At 68.1% G+C, this 19,104-nt stretch carries 1 protein-coding gene (running past one end of the window); it reads left to right on the top strand.

From position 1 onward, the window contains the following. Positions 1–19,104 carry the 3' portion of a DnaJ domain-containing protein gene (locus tag AC07FN_RS03820; protein ID WP_478394213.1) on the top strand. The gene continues 9,429 nt to the left of window position 1, outside the view, so 19,104 of the gene's 28,533 nt are visible here — the last part of the coding sequence; its start codon lies beyond the left edge, outside the window; its stop codon occupies positions 19,102–19,104.

Raw genomic sequence — 19,104 nt, 5'->3', positions numbered from 1 at the left:
GCGCAGGACCCGGATTCTGCCGGCAACGGGCGTACCACCACCGAACCCGCTCCGCGCGGCTGGCGGCGGCTCCTGCCGCGCTACCTGCGCCGCAACCGGGGTCTCGGTGCGGGCACGCAGCTCACCCGCGTCGAAGGCGCCGACCGGGTGGTCACCGCCGCCAAGGGCTTGGTGACCGGCGAGCCGACCGCTCAGGAGACCGAGGACCTGCGAGCGGCCGTGGAGAACGAGCTCGATTCGTTCCTGGGCGACGGCCGGGAAATGGTCCTGGGCGGGGAACGCGTGCTGGTCCGAGCCGAAGTGGACTTCTCGCGCGTCGAGCCGATCGACGCGCACGCGGGGACGAGTTCGGCGAGCGTCGAGCAGACGCGGGCCTCCACCGTCGGAACCTCGGCCAGCCGCACGCCGATGTCGCGGTGGTTCTACTTCGTCCCGATGGTCCCGGGCCTGTTCCTCACCGGCAGCGCCAACGCGCCGACGGCCGCGGCAACCTCCCTCGGCTTCTCGCAGCAGCACTCGCAGCGCGTGCGGACCCGCGTCTTGCTCCCGGAGAAGTCGACGAGCGGGACCGGATTCCAGGGGATGCGCGCGGTGCGCGCCCCGGTGATGTTCACCCTCGACCGGCTTGGCAGCGACGGGAAACCGGCCCTGCCCAAGGCCTGGGTCGGTCCGGCCGTGGGCCGCGACGACACCCCGGTGTCGGTCGAGCTGAGCGTGCCCATCGGGCTCGACAGCGACGGGACCGAGATCCCGTCACCGCCCGTGGAGCTGCCCGCCTCGGTGATCGAGGAAGCCGACGTCCAGCGCAGGGACGTGTTCGACCGGGTCCACCAGTATGTCGGCCCGCTGAGCAAGAACGGCCAGCGGACCCTCCGGAAGTTCGTCGGCTCCCGCAACATCGAGGAGCGCCTGCCGGAGATGGCGGTGACCCCCGACCAGGCCGAGCGCGGTGACGGCTGGGTGTCCTCGCAAGCGTTGCTGCCGAAGGGAAGTCCGCTCAAGCGGCTGCTGCGCACCAAGGGCCGGCGGGTGCAGATGCGCGTCGTCGCCCGGCGCGTCTACTTCGACCAGGACATCGACGGCGCGCAGTTCGAGGAGACCACCTCGGAGACCCCCGCCGCCGAGGGCTCCTACGAGGCGAGGCACGAGGCGAGCTTCGCGATCTCGGGTGGTCCCGGCTACGACGTGGGCATGATGTCGGTCGGCGGCGGTGTCCACCTGGGCGGGGCGTTGGGCAACAGCCATGCGCAGAGCCAGAGCCGCGCGGCGGGTGCCGAGACCACCCGTTCCTACACCGGTTCGCTGACCCGCTACTACACCCGCTACGACCTGGAGGTCCGCAAGCCCGGCCACGCTCCGATCACGTTCGCCGGAGCCGTCAACGCCCGCCACTGGGCGAAGCAGGCGGACGCGCAGCGCGCCGGCATCAGCGCCGCCGCGGTCGGGAAGGCGCCCGGACGCCAGGAACTGACCGACACCGCGGCCCGCGCCGCATTGCAGCTCGACGAGGCCAGCGGACTGCTGAGCAAGATCATGCGGGACTCCACGGCCGAACTGCCCGGACATCACCGGTGGAAGTGGCGGGACACCAAGTTCGTCACCGAGTTCGACGACCCCGCCCTGGCCGACGGCATCTCCCCGAAGCAGGAGCGGAAGCTGGCCAGGAGCGAGGAGATCCGCGGCGAGATCACCGCCGAGCAACTGGCCCGCCACGCACCGGACATCCTGGCCGACCGCCGCCCCCTGGTGCTGGACCTCGAACCGGAACCCGGGCGAGGCCACGACTACCACGCCTCGCTCAAGCTGCACGCGAGCCTGGAAGGCGACCTGGTCGACCTCGGCCCCGCCGACGGTCCCACCACGGCCGAGGAGCTCTCGGAGGTGACCAGCGGCCGCTACGCACAAGGCCGGAACTGGCTGCTCGCCGGCGGCTTCATCGCCCGCGTGTACATGTCGCTGCTGAGCTCGGAGATGCTGACCGTCACCCAACGGATCTCCTTCAACCGGTCGAAGAAGTCCGGAACGGCGCAGGAGACCGGGCTTTCCAGCGGCGGCGTGCGCGGCGCGGAACTCGACGAGTCCGGCAAGGTGCGGCCCGAACCGTTGCGGCGGTACCGGGCGCGGGTGAAGCTCAGCGTTTCCGGAAACCACTGGTCCCGGCACAACGAGCTGGTTCGCGGCATCTCGCTCGGCCTTCCCGGGAAGAAAACCCCGCAGCTGCAAGCGCTGACGATCGTGGATCACTCGGCCGCCTCGCAGGGCCGCGAGCCAGGCACGGTCACCGTCGACGTGGTGCTCGAACTCCCCGCCTCCTACGGCGCTCTGAGCGCCGACGTGGCACCGGTCAACCGCACGCGGCTCGACGACGTCTCGATCGACTGGAGCAAGGAGCTCGGCCGCGGCGCGTCCCGCAAGCTCGACGGCGTGCGGATCGTGTCCTTCAAGGGCCTGGAGCACGTGCGCGACAACCTGCGTTCGCTGCTGGTGCGGGCTTCGAACGACCCGATCTACCAGTTCGAGGACGGCAACAACTCCGGCCTGCTCGACCGGACGTTCTCGGTCAAGGCGCTGCGCGGCGACTGGCGGGCCTTCAACCGCAAGTTCCGGTTGGACGGATTGGGCTGGAACCGCAGGCGGACGACCGCCGCGGCCAAGGTCGCGGTGTCCTTCGCGCTGCGCGACCCGGTGGTGCTCGAAACCGTCTGGGAGCAGCCGGGCCGGTCGGCGATCGGCGGCAGCACCACCAGCAGCGAACGAGGCGGCACCTGGACCACGAGCACCAAGATCGAAGGCTTCCTCGGCCCGTCCAGCGAGACCTCGAACCACACCCCCGGCACGATCACCGGCGGCATGGGCCTGATCCTGAGCGAGCTGAACCCGTGGATGGCCAGCTTCAGCGGCGAGAAAGGCCATCGCACCAACGTTTCCCACGGGCGCTCGGTGACCGGGGAACCCCGCCGCATGCACCGGATCACCGCCACCGTGGAGTCCACGATGGCGGTCGAGACGGTGGACTGGAGCAACCTGGACCGCTGGAAGCTGTTCAGGCCGAAGGTCGGCGAGGTCGCCGCGAGCTCGGCCATGTCCGTCGCGCTGGCGCCGATCATGGCGCTGTTCAAGCCGAAGACGGGCCGGGCCGCCGAGCGCTTCGAGCAGCCGGGTGCCGCGGAGGTCTGGGTCACCGACGAGCAGCTGCACGAGATCCGGATCAGGCAGGCCGAGGAGGACGCGCGGCGCGCCGCCGAGACGTCTGCGCAGGAACCGCCGGCGATCCCGGAACAGGATGTGCCAACCGATGCCAGCGACCTCAGCCCCGTGCCGGAGGGGCATCACGTCGGCGCCCCGAAGTGGGCCGACGGCGTCACCGAGCCGATCGACCTCTACGACGAAACCATCGATGTGCTGCGCGACGGCCTGGCGCGGCGCCTCGGCCAGGAGCGGGCCGACCGGCTGCTGCCTCCGTCGTCGCTGCAGACCGAACACGACAACTCCGGCGAGGTCGAGCGGTACCTGTCGCAGTTCCAGGCATCCCTGGGCGATCTCGCCAACGGTGGCACCGGCACCCCGCTGCGGTTGCAGGACCGGTTCACAGGTGAGACCTACGACCTGCGGGTGGACGCCGAGCTGCTGACCACGCCGACGCCGACCGGCATCAAGCACGGCGGGCTGACCAGGACCACCAGGGCGACGTTCCAGGAGAGCTCCAGCCGCAAGTTCACCAGGGTGCTGGCCGAGATCTTCACCGTCATGCTGCCCGCCGGGATGTTCCAGAACGACTCCGCCGTGGCGGATGCCGCGGCGAAACCCGGCGACCACGGCGCGACGTACGCGAACCTCGGATTCGGGCTCGGGCACGCGTTCGAATGGCTCAAGCAGGTCCGGGAGACCCGAAACGTGCGCACGACCGAGCACGTCCACACCGAGACGGTGGAGGGCGCGCTGGCCGAGCACCGCGCGGATGTGGTGTTCGACGTGCGCATTGAGCGGCACGGCGAGCGCATCGCGGCGGCACCGGCCGTCCGCACCGTCACCGCGCACACCCCGGTCGAGGACACGGCGGTTTCCGATGCCGGGGAGAAATCACGCGGGGGCAACGTCGTCGTGCGCTCCGCCGAGGACGCGAACGAGCAGCGCCTCGCGGAGTGGCGCGCGGCCGACAACCCGGCGGCCCTGCCGGACGACCCGAACAAGTCCCGGGTGATGGACTTCACGGGCGACGTCGCCGACCTGGTCCGCGCGGCGGAGCAGGCCATCGAAGCGGCGGGCGGCAAGGTCGATTCGCACACCCGCCGGATGCTGCGCGCCGAACTCACCCCGAGCCGCGTGAGCGCGATCCAGGGCATGTACGGGACCGAGGCGGTGCCGCTGGAGCTGCCGCCGGGTCTCGGGCTGAAACTGGGCGTGCACCCGAAGCTGCCCGGTCATGGCGAGCTCAGGGGCGTCAGCGACCGCATCCGCATCGCCGGCGCCAAGACGCCGCACGGCACGTCGGAGACGGCAGTCGGCTCGGGCACCGCGAACATGCTGGCGGCGGTTCCGCTGCTCGCGGTGGGCGCGCCCCAGCACGCGGACTCGGCAAGCTATCCCGACCGGAAGACGTTCGGCGGGATGAGCGGCTGGGCGCTGATGATGGAGCCGCTCGGGGCGCACAAGGCCGAGCACGAGCACCAAGACGCCGACGAGACCGGCGGCGGCGAGCTGCCCAAGGCCGGCAAGAAGCCCGCCACGGACGGGATCACCAGCGCCTGGTCGCACGGCGCCGGTTTCCGGTTCGTCGTCGAGCCGACGTCCAGGGTCAGCTTGCGACGCACCGCCGTCGTGGACGTCGACTTCGCGCAGGGATACGAGGTCCGTCGTACGGACCGGAACGATCTGCTGCCCGAGCCGCTGGTCAGGGCGGCCAAGGAGTTCGCCGCGCGGGACGCGGAGTGGACGGCTGCCCGCGGCCGGTTGCGCGCCGCCGACCCGTTCGGTCTGGATGATCCGGACGGTGACCTGGGCGCCCAGGTGGACGCCGAGTTCGCTTTCCGGAACGCCGCCGAAGCCGAGCAGGCCGCCGCGGCGGCGTTCTGGCGGGCGAAGCAGGTCTACGAGCAGGAATTGGCGCACGCCCGGCAGGACCCGGGCCTCGGCGGCGTGGAACCCGACGCGCGCGTGGTGTTCCCCGCCGGCGCGGACCGGCTTCCGTTGGGGGAGCGCGGCAAGCTGTACCCGCTGGTGCGGCAGGTGTTGGCCGCACACGAGTCCGGTGCGCGACCGACCGTGCGGTACCGGGTGCACGGTGACGTCGATTCGTCGCGTGCGGCCGACGATTTCTCCGCCTCCGCGAAGGAATTGGACCGCCTGCTCAAGCTGGCGCAGTCGGCGGCGCCGAGCGCCGATCGGCTGGGCCGCAGCGACCTCGGCTTCGACGTGGCACCGCACTTCGTGCGCTCCGAGGGGCCGACGGAGGTGGAGATCTGGCTCGAAACGCCGGACCGCGCCTCCGCCGGGGAGTTCCGGGATCGCTACCCGCAGTTGTGGGGGGTGAACGCGGAGAAGTACGCCCAGGGAGTGCCGGGGCACACGAAGAACTGCGGGCTGGCGTTGATCGCGGCCGCGCAGACCCGCTCCGGCGGGGTCATGGTCGCGGCCGACGCCGGCGGTCCGGTCACCGTGGCGTCGTTGCAGGAGGAGTTCGGCGGGCAGGCCGTCGTGGCGACCCGCGACCAGGTCGAGGCGCACATGGGCGCGCAGCCGGGTGCCTGGGGCGCGGTGTTCCTCCGCGGCCCGCGCGGCATGGTGCACGGCGTGCTCGCGGAGACCGGCGAGGACGGCCGCGTCAGGTACCCGGACGTGCATCAAGGCGAGATGGCCGAACCCGGACCGGACGACGTGGTGGGCTTCCTGCCGCTGACCGAGACCGGCGCGACGCCGTTGCCCGGCACGGAGCTGGACCCGAACCTCCTGGTCGGGATGCCGAACCGGGACTCCGGTGGTGATGGGCGCCATCCGCGTCGGACCGGTGGCGCTGCTCCGAGGTCGTTGCAGCGCGAGGATGCGGGCTTGGCGTCCGATCGCGGGGGCGAATCCACGGCACAGGATTCCGTGGTTCGGGGCAATCGGCGCCGGACAGCCGGCGCTGCTCCGAGGTCGTTGCAGCGCGAGGACGTGGGGCTGCCATCTGATCGTCCGGGCGAGTCCGCTGCAGGGGATTCCGGCCGCGGTGGTCCGTTGGTGCGGCGCTGGGACGAGGGCTTGGCGGGTCACGACTCGGCGCCGGTCGAGCGGGTCGCGGACCGGACCTTCGCCGAACCCTTCGCGGGCGTCCGCGACGGTATCGTCGACGGCGCCTTCGTCGGCGCCTTCACCGGCAAGATCTACGGCGTGGTCACGACCCGTGCGGAGGGCACCAGGTCCGTGCAGGGCAGCATCTCGGTCGACGACGCCATCATCCGCGGCACCATGATCGGTAGCTTCAAAGGCCTGACGGTCGGCACCGTCCACGGCACCATCCGCAACGACATCGCCCAACCCGCGTCGGGCGATCCCGATCCGGCGATCCGGTTCGGTTTCGACCAACAGGGTGCGCCCGTCGTCTTCGACGCCCGCGACGTCGACGCCGAGGTGATGCGCACCGACGAGGACGGGGCGCCCGTCGTCAACCTCAGGCCGCAGGAGTCCGATGCCGTGCGCCAATGGGCGGCCGGGTTCGGGCGCATGCACGACGTCCTGCGCTCTCTCCCGGGCGAGACCACGTTGCGCTCGTCCTCGGTGTTGTTCCGCCCCGGAAGCTTCGCCCAGGCACCCTGGCGCGATCCAGGCTGGTTCTTCGTCGAATCGGACGGCGATTACTTCTCCGTGCCACTGCGCCGCGGTGAACAGTCCGAAACCGTCGTCGTCGCGGGGGACGAACTCTGGCACGTCACCGAGAACCGGGGCTGGTTCGAGAGCCACGGTGACCCCGGGATCGTTCTGCTCCACGACCGCGACGAGAACTCCACAGGGCTCGGTCTCTTCGCCCGCACCGGTCACGAGAACGGTGGCGACGCCACCGTTTTCGGCCCACGGGGTCCGTACGGGATCCTTCCCGCGAACGGGGAGTCCCCGTCCGCGGTCCGCGTCGTCGACAACCAGGGCTGGGAAAGCCATCGCATCGGGGGACGGCGGATCCTCCACGAGGAAACCCGTTTCTCGGCGGAGGAAATCGCTCAGATCTCCGCGATCGAACGAGCACTGACCAGTGCGGAGCAGGCGGGGCCTGCACCGGGATCATCGCTCGCGCACCTGTTCCCCGGGACGCGGAGCGCGGACGGCGAGCTGCACAGCGGGCACCGGCTGGACGACGGCCGGCCGTTCGAGTTCCGCAGCCGCGATGTCCACCGCCTGCTCGTGGTGAACGCGCAGCGACAGGCACGGGTCCTCAGCTTCGGCACTCAGCCCACGTCGCACGAGGAGCTGAGCAGGTGGGCGGCAGGCATGGAGCGGGTGCAGCACGTGATGCGCACGATGCCCCACGAGACCGTCCCGCATGCGGCCCTCCACCCGGGGCGGACGAACGGGAACGTGCCGGCGCCCTGGACCGTTGATCCGGTCTGGCTCGCCATCGGCACCCATGGCGATCGCTTCCACCTCCAGGTGGAGCGAGGCCCAGATCTCGTCGACGGCGTCGTCTCCGGCGACACCTATTACCGGATCCTCCGCGAGCTGCCCGAATACCGGTTGCTGCGTGCCTACAACTCCAATTCGGACATCGCCCTGCTCGCCGACGATGTCGAGCAGGCCGCCACCGACCAACTCGCCGAAGCGGCTCAGCAGAACAACGATCCCGTCACCATCCACGTCGGAGGCGACACGACGCTGGCCGTTCCGCCGGACCGCTCGCCGAACCCCGGCCGGTCCGCGATCACGGTCAGCCGCAACGGCGGCTGGTTCAGCTACCGCCCGGACGGCACTCTCGTCGACCGCGCCTACACCCGGTTCACGACGGAGGAGATCCAGCAGCTCAGCACGTTGGCTTTGAACGACGTGGAGCCGCCTCCGCCTTACGTGGACCCACCCGCGTACGCCGGCATCGACCCCCGCCCGGTGGACCCACCCGCCTACGCTGAGGTTGCCGGGACGTGGCCGTCGCTGCCCCCGGGGTCGGTGATCACCGCCGCTTCCTTCCCCGACGAGGCGAGTGCCGCTGCGTACTTCCGGGATCGCTACCCGGCATTGCGAGGGGTGAACGAGAACGGCTACGCGCGGGGTGCGGACGGACGAACCCAGAACTGCGCGCTGGCGTTGATCGCGGCCAAGCTGACCCTCACCGGGGGCGAGACGGTCGTTACCGACCCGGGTGGCCCGATGAAGGTCAGCTCGTTGAAGGAAGCTCTCCGTGCCACTCCGGTGGAAGCGACGTACGAACAGGTCTTGACGCATACGCGCGACCAGCCGAAGGGCTCCTTCGGGGTCGTGGTCCTGAAGGGGAACCGGTTCGTGGCGCACGGCGTGCTGGTCGAGAGCCGCGGAAACGAAATCGTGGTGTTCGGGGATCCGCATCGCGAGACGATCGCGGACATCGACCCGAGCAAGGTCATCGGGTACATCCCGCTCGTCGACACCGGCACGGCGCCGGTGGACGGGGTTCCGCTGAACCCGAGGCTCTTGATCGGGGCGCCGGCCGGGAGTGGCAAGGGCGGTACCGGCCTTCGCGGCGTGCTCGGCCAGCTGGCCCGGCGGGTGCGCAAGGAACGGCGCGGCCGGGACAGCACGGCTGGCACCGGCGGTCGGCGGGCTCATGCCGAACCGGGCGGAGCCGATGTGCAGGCCGACGTCCGCGCCGCAGCGGATGCGGAGAACCAGATCGACTCCGCCGCGCTCACCGACCTGCTCGGCACCGAGAATTCCGGCCTGACGCAACAGGTTTCGGGATTGGCCGAGAAGCACCGCATGAATCGCGAGTGGGTGCTGGACGTGGTCGTCCGCGCTGTGCGTGCGCGGTTGCGCGCGGCCGAGTCATACGCTGTTCCTGCCGCCATGGCCGCCCTGTCCACGTGGGGTGTGACGAACACTGAGCAAATGACTGCTCTGGTCGAGGCCGCGGCCATCGCCGAGATCCGGGCGGCCGCCGACGCCGGCCACCCCTACAGCCGCTCGGATCTGGTCGCCAAGTTCGGCCCTAGCGGATGGGACGTTTCGGCCTGCATTTCCGCCGCGGTGGTCTTGGACGCGCGCGAGGCAGCGGCCTCTGGTCGGCCGCTCACTCCTGACGCGCTGGCCGGGAAACACCGGATCGACCAAGCCGAGGCGGAGAAGCTGATCGATGTCGCGGCGCTTGCGGACGTGCGCGAGGCGGTGGAAGGCGGCGGTTCCGTCAGCCTCGACGATCTGGCCACCAGGTACGGCAGGAGCCGCAAGTGGGCGCATGCGGTGATCAACGCGGAGCCGTCCTGGCGGGGGCCGCTCGAAGATTCGCGGTTCTCGCACGCGTTCCAGTTCCTGAAGGACGTCATCCCCGCTCCGGCAAGCTCGGACGAGGTGCGTGCGCGGGCGGAGGTGCGCGCGGCAGCAAAGGCCAGAGAGCCGTGGACCGCGGAAGCTCTGGTCGAGGAGTTCGGCAAGGCCCGAGAATGGGCTTTCGACCAGATCAACGCCGCCGCGCACGCGGATGTGATCGAGGCTTCGGGACGTGGGCAGCGGTACGACGCGAAGGCACTGGCCGAGAAGTACGGCATGAACACCCGCTGGGCGCATCGCCAGATCACCAACGCCCTTGCCATCGAGGAATTCGTGAAGGCAGACGCTGTTCGCGACGCCCGCACGGCCGCGGCCGCCGGTCGGCCCTACTCGGCGAAGGCACTGGCGGACCGGCGCGGGATCAGCGTCAAGAAGGCGGCCGATCAGATCGCCTACGCCGCGAGAAGCGAAACGATCGAGGCCTTGCGACGCCCTGCCGCGCCTTACCCGCCAGCGGAACTGGTCCAGAGGTATGGGATCGACGAGGAACATGCCCGGAATCTGATCGATGCCAGGCACCCTGGCGTGCCTTACCCGCCAGCGGAACTGGTCCAGAGGTATGGGATCGACGAGGAATCGGCCCGGAATGCGATCCGTGCCGCCGCACGTGCCAGGGTGGAGGACTACGCCGACAGCGGCATGCCCTGCTCCGCTCATGCGCTCGCCCGCAAATTCCGCATCAGCATCAGGGAGGCCGAGCACGAGATCAGGTCCGCTGCGGTGGCCTGGGCACGTGCGACGGTCGGCCCGCACAACCCGGACGTTTTGGCCAAGCGGTACGGCAAGAGTCGGCGGTGGGCGGTCGACCGGCTCGCCTCTCTCCTGCGCTCCGACGCGGAGAGCGGTCTGTTCACCACCGATGAGCTGGCCGAGTGGTACGGCATCAGCCGTGCGGCGGTCGAGTACCAGCGTGGCCCGGGGGCGGCTTTCGCGGATGCGCGCGAGGCGCACAACAGCGGCGCTACCGCCAGTGCCGTGGACCTGGCGGACAGGCACGGCATCAGCGTCGAGAAAGCCGAGTCCGAGGTCCGTGCGGCCGGCGTGGCCGACGTGCGCGCCGCGCGGGACTGGATCCTCTTCGAGGACGGCGTGTGGATAGGAACTGGTGGCGAGGTCGAGCAGGTCAGCATTGCGCCTGGTACTCGGTTGCGGCTCAGTTCCGTGATGAAGAAGTACGGCCTCACTCGCGAGCAGGCGATCTTCCCGGTAGCGGTCAACCTGGTTCTCAACATGTATGGGAACTTCCGGAAAGCCTCCTCCGATGCGGTCGCCGAAAAGCTTGAGATCAGTGCGCCGGAGGCCGAGGTCCTGATCAACACCGCCGCGGAGAACGAGGTCGCGGCGGGGATGCGGAGCCGTCACCCGATTCTCGCCGGTGCCCTCGCCGAGAGCTACGGCAGGAGTTTGGAGTGGGCCACCGCGCGGATCGAAACCGCGGTGGTCAACGAGCTGCGCCGCGAGGGCGCTAAGGTCCCGGTCAAGGTCCCGGAACCGGCCACGTACCTGAGCAGAGTGGCCCAGAGGTCCGGGGTGGTGGACACCCAGCGGACGCTGGATCTGGTCAATGCTGCGGCTCGGGCGGATGTGCGCGCTGCGGCGGATCGCGGGGCGCCGTACACGGCTGCGGAACTGGGCAGGAGGTACCGCCTGGTCGCCCAGTGGGCAGCCGATCGGATCGCGGAGGTCGTACAGGACGATGTGCGCGCTGCGGCGGATCGTGGCGAGCTCCGCACCATCGATGAACTCGCCAGGAAGTACGGCATCGATCAGGAGGCGGCCGCGGAGGCTGTGGTGGCGGCCGTCTTCGCCGATGCACACGCGGCCCGCGAGCGCGGTGAGCCGGGTGAGGTCGAGGCGTTCGCCAGGCGGTACGGCATCAGCCCCGAGACGGTGGAACGCCACATCGATGGCAGCATGCGGGCCGATGTGCGCGCGGCTGCGGAACGCCGTGCGCCTTACACCGATGAGACATTGGCGGCGAAGTACGGTGTGAGCCATCAGCGGGTCATCGCGCAGATCGAGGCCGTCGCGCTCGAACACGTGGCAGATCTTGCGGCGACCGAGCTGCCTCCGGACATAGCGCAGCTGACCGAGAGGTTCGGGCAGACCCGTGAATGGGCCAAGCGCATCAGGCGCGATGCCGCGCTGGCCGGTGTTCGGGCGGCGGCGGATCGCGGCGTGCCGCTCAAGACCGATGACGTCGAGCAACGGTACGGGATCAACACGGACGACCTTCTGGACCTGATCGGTGAGGTCGCACAGGCCGATGTACGCGCGGCGGCGGCTGGCGGCAAGCCGTACTCCCGCAAGGAAGTGGTTGAGAGGTTTCGGCCTTTCCCCGCGCAGGAGGGCAACCATGAGCCCGACCACTCCAACTACCGGTGGGCACGCGGTGTGATCGCCGGGGCCGCGCGCGCCGATGTGCGTGCGGCGGCGGATAGCGGCAAGCCGCTTTCCCCGGGGGAACTCGCCAAGCGGTACGGCATCGGCCGTCGGGCGGCCGTGCACGAGATCTCCGAGGCTGCTCTCGCCTATGCGCGCGAGACCCGGAACGCGGGGGACCCCTGCACCGCGGAGGAACTCGTCGCGCTGTTCGGCATCACGCGCCAGCAGGCCGAAGCCCACGTCAGCTACGCCCGTCACGTGCAGGCGGATACCGATACGGAGTCCGAGGACGACGCGGACGGCGACGTGCAGGCAGAACCGTGGTTCGGTCCAGGGTTCATCGCACAGCCAGGTCCGGAGTCCGGTCCAGGGTTCATTGCTGACGTGCCGTCCGATTCGGAGTCCGATGACGGCTCGGACTGGTTGGATTCCCCGGACTTTGTGCTCACTGCCGACAGCTTCCCCGACGAGGAGAGTGCTGCCGCGTTCTACCGGGATCGCTTGCCGCTGTTGCGGGGGGTGAACGGGGGTGGTCCCGCTCAGGGTGGGTCCGGGCGAAGCCAGAATTGCGCGCTGGCGTTGATCGCGGCCGAGCGGAGGCTTACCACCGGGGATGTCACGGTCGTCGCCGCTGAGGGTGGCCCGATGAACATCAGGGAGTTGGAGGCCAGCCTCGGGCCCGATGTCCAAGCGGTGGAAGCGACGTACGGTGAGGTCCTGAGCCACACGAACATGCAGCCGCCCGGCTCTTTCGGAGCCGTGATCCTGCAGGAGCGCGCGGACACCGACCTGGTGCACGCCGTGCTGGTGAAGAAGGACGAGGACGACCGAATCCTCTTCGCGGATCAGCATGGCGAGACGATGGCGAACGTCGAGCCGAGCAAGGTCGTCGGGTACATCCCGCTTGTCAAGACCGGCACGGCGGTGATGGAAGACCAGGTCCGGTTGGACCGGAATTTCCGGGTCGGAGCACCGGCCGGGGGAGTCGATCCTCGAACCTTGTCCAAGCAGTCGTCGTCCGGGCGCTCGGCGAATCCCGCTCGGACCGTCCCGGTGCGGACGGGTTTCCTGAATCCCGATGCCAAGGTGCGGGTGCGGGACAGGAGCACGGGCCAGGAGATCAAGCTCCCGATGGGCGCCCTCGCGTACCACCGGATGCGGGGTACCGGCCACGGCGTGTCGTTCACGCGCGAGAACAAGTACGACTTGAGCGGCGACCACCTCCGGACCATCAAGACGATGCCCGGGGAAGCACCAGCCGAAGCGGCACAACACCCCAATCGTCCCGGAACCACGACCGAACAGAACACCTTCCACGTCGATATCGATCACGACGTGAAGAGCTACGTCATGAGGTTGCAGGACGGTCGTTCGGTGAACGTCGACGACAAGGCCCTCGGTGCCATCCTGATGAACCTCCGAGCTGTCCAAGACCTCATGGCCAGCGATCCGGGCCTCAAGATCCGGTTGCTGACATCGGACAACTTGGATCTGGGGAGCACTGCCAAGAAGCTGGCGAAATCCGGGTTCACCGGCGCGGTCGAAGGAACCCACGGCAAGGTGTCCCAGCTCCCGGACGGCCGCTTCGGCGTCTCCGACAACAAGGGCTGGATCGAGTACCGCAACGGCGAGAAGCGCCGAGTCGGCAAGTACTCGCCGGAAAACATCGCCAACATCAGGTTCTTCGAGCAGTTCCTCCCGGACGCCTCGTACATCCTGGACGCCGACGAGCCACTCGTCGGAAGAAGGTCTTCGGATGGCAAGGAGTTCACCTTCTACGCGCACGAGGTGGTGGCCAGCAAGCTCACCAGCGACAGCACCGGGTGGGAACGCGTCAACGGCCTGACGCTGTCCCCTCCCGAAGAGCGGCACAACGACGAGGAGCTCGCCGGTGAGCTCGACCGCATGCCTTCCGTGGCGCGAACCAGGTCGAACGAAGACAATGTGGGAGTTTTCGTCCGCAACGATGGAAGCCTCAACGATCTGTACAGCAGCGATCCGTTGAAGCGGCTGGCGCCCAGTCCGTTCGCGCCGGCCACTACCACTCTCACCCACCCCGACACCGGTGCTCCGGTCCAGGTGAAGGTGGGCCCGAACCTCCTCACCGGCCACGGCCGCGCGGATTACGCCGAGCTCTTCGTCAGCCGCGACGGCGAGTACATCGAGCTGGAGGTGTCCGGGTCCACCCTGACCAAGGTGCAGGTCCAGCAGGAAGAGTTCCACCGCATGCACGCGGCGAACCCGAACGGCCGCATGCTGTTCATGTTCTGCCACGCCGCCGAGGGCACGGAGACCGGTTTCGCGAACCGCCAACCCGAGCAAGCCGCGAGGTTGTTCCTGGACTCGGTGGCAACAGCTCGCGAGCTGGGCTTCAAGAACATCTTCGACGCCGGCCGGGATGTCGTATTCACCAACAATCCGGTCACCGCCTCGAACAACGCGGGCTGGGCCAGCAGCTACCTCGCCAAGGACGGCCGCGACTTCATCAAGGTGCACACGAGAACCCAGTACAGCGCAACAGAACTCAGCAGCCTTCCCGAGTACACGCCGATCTCGAACACCGGATCCAGCTCCACGCGGCGGCGCGGCGGCGCCCCGCCGGAAGGCTTCGACCCGAGCCTCTACCGGCGCGGCCCGGCGAATCCCCACCGGACCGTGTCGGTGCAGGCCGATTTCCTGAACCCCGATCTCACGGTGGCGGCATACCGCGGAAACCAGAAGGTCCGGATCGGGATGGCCGACCTCGCGTACCACCGGATGCGCGGGGACGGGGTCGGCATAGCGTTCACCCGCGACAACAGGTACGTCCTGAGCGGCGACTACCTCCACACCATCAAGACGATGCCCGGCGAAACACCCGCCAGTGCCGCACAGCACCCCAACCGACCCGGAGTCGATGTCGGGGAATCCAGGAACGTCCTCCACGTCGACTACGACATCGACAGCTCTGATCGGTTCCTCGACATCCCGTTGCGAGACGGTCGTTCGGTGAACATCGACGGCACGGCCCTCGGCAAGATCCTGATGAACCTCAGAGGGATCGGAGATCTCGGCATCAACGATCCTGACCTCAAGGTCCGGTTGCTGACTCCGCACAGCAGGCAACTGGAGCGCGTTGTCCAGCAGATGGCGAAGTCGGGCTTCAGAGACGTGGTCGAAGGACCCCAGGGCGAGGTGTCCCAGCTTCCGGACGGCCGCTTCGGCGTTTCTGGCAACAGGGGCTGGATCGAGGACCCCTCCAAGCTCTCGCACCAGGTCACCGGCAAGTACTCGCCGGGCAACATCGCCAACATCAAGTTCTTCGAGCACTTCCTCCCGGACGCCTCGCACATCCTGGACGCCGACGAGCCATTGGTCGGAACCCTGGATGGGTCGGAGTTCGAGTTCTACGCACATGAAGTGGAGGCCTACGAGCTCACCAGCAGCAGCACCGGATGGGAGCGGGTCAACGGCCTGACGCTGGTCCCCGAAATGCGGCAGGTCGACCAGCTTTCCGCCGCCAGGCTCGACTACGCGTACCACGTGTTGCGAACCAGGCCGAACGAGAACAATTTGGATGCTTTCGGAGGCACCGACAGGAACTTCAGCCGGCTGTACGCACACGATCCGTTGAAGCGGCTGGCGATCAGTCCGTTCGTACCCGTCCTCACCACTCTCACCCATCCGGATACAGGTGCTCGGGTCCAGGCGACAGCAGGTCCGAACCTCTTCACCGCACACGGCTATAAGAAGAAAGCCGAGCTCAAGATCAACCGCGGCGGCAGGACCTACAAATTGCTCGTGTCCGGGGCGACCTTGACCAAGATGCAGTTCCAGCGCGAAGAATTCCACCGCATGCATGCGGCGAACCCGAACGGCAGAATGCTGTTCATGTTCTGCGACGCCGCCAAGGACACGCAGTCCGGCTTCGCCGACGGCCAACCAGACGAAGCCGCGACGCTGCTGCGGGACTCGGTGGCGACCGCCCGCGAACTCGGCTTCGAAAACCCCTTCATAGCCGGCCGTGACCTGGTCATGGTGGCCCAGATTCCGCTCGCCTTGAACAACGCGGGCTGGGTCACCAGCTACCTCCGAGGCGGCCGTGAACACATCGAGGTCCACGAGGAAACCCGTTACAGCGCAGAAGAACTAGCGAGGATCCCCAAGTTCGTACCGAAACCGAATTCCGGCCCCAGCAGCACAGCCCGGGGCGGGTCCGTACCGGTGTCATGGGATTTCGTGGACCCCGATGTCACGGTGCAGGCATGGGATGACACGGGCCGGAAGACCAGAGTCCGGTTGGCCGACCTCGAGATCCACCAGATGCGGGGGTACGGACTCGGTGTCTCGTTCACGCGCGACAACAAGCTCAATGTGGGCGATAGCGATGACCAAACCGTTCCGACGATGCCCGGTGAAACGGCTGCCGAGGCCGCAAAGCACCCCAACCGACCCAAAATAGCGCCCGGACGAGCCAAGAACATCTTCAATATCGATATCGAAATCGACGGAGGGAAGTACGGCACGCCGTTGCGGGACGGCAGTGACGTTAGCGTCGACGACGAAGGCATCGCGACCATCCTGATGAATTCCAAGGACATCCGGTCCTTCGCCTATCTCGGTGGGAATCTCAAAGTCCGGATGTGGACCTCGCGCAACGTGCTGTTGGAGCGCACCATCGGGAAGTTGGCGGGACTGGGCTTCAAGAACTCGCTCGAAGGAACCCTGGGCGAGGTGTCCCAGTTGCCGGACGGCCGCTTCGGCGTGTCCGACAACCAGGGCTGGACCGAATACGATCACGGCGGAAACAAGCAGGTCCACAACAGGTACTCGCCGGGCAACATCGCCAACATCGAGTTCTTCGAGCGCTTCCTCTCGAAAGCCTCCTACATTCCGGACGCCGACCAGCCGTTGACCGGAATCGACCTGAACAGCGGCGCGGAGATCAAGTTCTACGCGCACGAGGTGCAGGTGGACGAGTTGACCGCCAAGCGCACGGGATGGAAACGGGTCAACGGCCTGACGTTGGCCAACGAAAACCTGGCCAGCGACCAGGAGTTCGCCGACGAGCTCGACATCACGAAAACCGTGGTGCGGACCAGGCCGAACGAGAGCGGCGAGCAAGCGTACGCCGACAGCGGAAAGAACTTCGACAAGCTGCACGGCAAGGATCCGTTGAAACGGCTCGCGCCCAGTCCGTTCGCGCCGGTCACCACCACTCTCACCCACCCCGACACGGGCGCTCAGGTCCAGGTGAAGGCGGGCCCGAACCTCTTCGTCGGACACGGCCACAAGGAGTACGCCGAGCTCCTCATCACCCGCGGCGGCAGGACCATCAAGCTGGGGGTGTCCGGGGCAACGCTGACCAAGGTGCAGTTCCAGCGGGAAGAGTTCCACCGCATGCACGCGGCGAACCCGAGCGGTCGCATGCTGTTCATGTTCTGCCACGCCGCTGGGGGCACGGAGACCGGCTTCGCGAACCGCCAACCCGAGCAAGCCGCGACGCTGCTGCGGGACTCGGTGGCAACAGCCCGCGAATTCGGCTTCGAGAACGTCTACTACGCCGGCCGGGATGACGTGGGGGTGGCTCAAATGGCCACCGTGTTCAACAACGCAGGTTGGGCCAGCAGTTACCTCAAGGACGGCCGCGAGTACATCGAGGTGCACGGGGAAACCCGGTACAGCGAGAGAGAACTCAAGAAGCTCCCCAAGCTCAAGCCACGCCTGCTCTCCCGTCTCATCGGCTTCACCAGGCACGGCTCCGCCGGCCGGAATGTCCCGATGCGATCCGATTTCCTGGAGCCCGATGTCACGGTGCGGGCGTGGGACGGTGACCGGGAGACCAGCGTCCGGATGACCGACCTCGCGTACGCGATGATGCGGGGAGACGGGTACGGGGTGTCGTTCACCCGTGCCAACAAGTACGACTTGACCGGCGGCTACCGCCGGACCATTGCGACGATGCCCGGCGAAACGCCGACCGAAGCGGCACGGCACCCCAAGCGGCCCGATCCGGCGACCGAGCAGACCGAAGACGTCTTCCACGTCGACATCGACAGCGCCGGGCCGAGGCGGAAGTACGCGATGCCGTTGCGGGATGGTCGTGACGTGCGCATCGGCAGCGATGGCCTCACCGCCATCCTGATGAACCTCGGGGCGTTCCGATATCTCGTCCGTGCCCCTGGCGTCAAGGTCCGGTTGCTGACCTCGCGCAACGCGGAGCTGAACGCCACTGCCAAGCAGCTGGCGGACTCGCGCTTCTTGGGCTCGGTCGAAGGAACCGAGGGCGAGGTGTCCCAGCTGCCGGACGGCCGCTTCGGCGCGTCCGACAACCAGGGCTGGACCGAACACACCAATCGCTGGACGAGCCAGGTCAACAACAAGTACTCGCCTGGCAACATCGCCAACATCGAGTTCTTCGAGCGCTTCCTCCCGAACGCCTCGTACATCCTGGACGCCGACGAACCATTGCACGGAATCGACCAGGCCAATGGCAAGGAGGTCGAGTTCTACGCACGCGAAGTGGAGGATTTCGAGCTCACCAGCGCCAGCACCGGATGGGAGCGGGTCAACGGCCTGGCGCTGGATCTCGGCCAGCAGCTGCCCGACAAGTTGTTCGCCAAGGAACTCGACAGCATGGGCTCCGTGGCGCGAACCAGGCCAATGGAAGACGGCCCGACGGCCCTCCGCCACGAAGACCTGCACCGCCGGGATCCGTTGAAGCGGCTGACACCCAGTCCGTTCCCGCCGGTCATCACCACGCTCACCCACCCCGACACGGGCGCTCAGGTCCGGGTGAAGGTGGGCCCGAACCTCTTCACCGGCCACGGCAACAAGAAGACCGCCGCGCTCCGCCTGAAACGCGGTATCAAGCTGTCGGTGTCCGGGGCGACCCTGACCAAGGCGCAGTTCCAGCGGGAAGGGTTCCACCGCATGCACGCGGCGAACCCGAAGGGCCGCCTGCTGTTCATGTTCTGCCGGGCCGCCGAGGGCACGGAGACCGGTTTCGCGGACCGCCAGCCCAAGCAAGCCGCGAGGCTGTTTCTGGACTCGGTGGCAACAGCTCGCGAGCTCGGCTTCGAGAACCCCTTCATCGCCGGCCGGGATGACGTGTTCACGACCAATCCGGTCACCGCCTCGAACAACGCGGGCTGGGTCAGCAGCTACCTCAAGGACGGCCGCGAGTACATCGAGGTGCACGAGGGAACCCGTTACAGCGCGAAAGAACTCAAGAAGATCCCCAAGCTCAAACCACGCTAG

The organism is Saccharopolyspora sp. NPDC045941 (genome assembly GCF_056431445.1).
Note: the sequence above shows the minus strand (reverse complement) of the source record. Positions and strands in the feature narration are given on the sequence as shown.